Annotated in this window: 1 protein-coding gene; it reads left to right on the top strand. The window is 46.5% G+C overall.

The features are described from left to right. On the top strand, positions 1-486 hold a 486-nt coding region (locus tag R7Q46_RS29335), incomplete at its 5' end, for an ATP-dependent zinc protease (protein WP_318078604.1). Positions 487-555: the final 69 nt, after the last annotated feature.

The raw sequence follows: 555 nt of genomic DNA, 5'->3' as shown, positions 1-555 counted from the left end.
AACATGGCTAAAGGTGGCGTGCTACTGAATACGCGCGCAGACCACTTGCTCGATGCCAAACCTTTGTTCCGAGCCGGCCACATAGAAGTGGCCGAAGTGGAAGGCATGTCTTTCCCGGTCAAACTGGACACCGGTGCGGATGTCAGTTCTATCAATGCTAAGGACATCAAACTGTTCCAAAAAGATGGCAAAGACATGGTGAGCTTTACCTACGAAAATGACCTCGGTATGCAAAAAGCCTTTACTCGCGAAGTGGTAGACGTAATGAAAATTACTGCGAAAAAAGGCGAGAAAGCAAACGTCCGTCCGGTGGTGGAAATGCACGTCAAACTGGGTGACTTAGAGAAGAAAATTCGCGTGAATTTGCAAGATCGCGGACGCTTTCATTACAGCATGATTTTGGGTAAAAACTTCTTAAAGCACGGTGCGTTAGTGGCGAGTGAAACCAATTACATCGTGACGAAAAAACCAGATTACGAAAAATAGTCGAACCGTCGCCTAACCTAATTGCCAATACCCAAAGTCCGCTCTGAGAATCTTGTGGCTTTGGGTATA

Source organism: Vibrio sp. 811 (assembly GCF_033339195.1).
The sequence above is the reverse complement of the archived record's forward strand: the minus strand, read 5'-3'. Positions and strand labels throughout refer to the sequence as shown.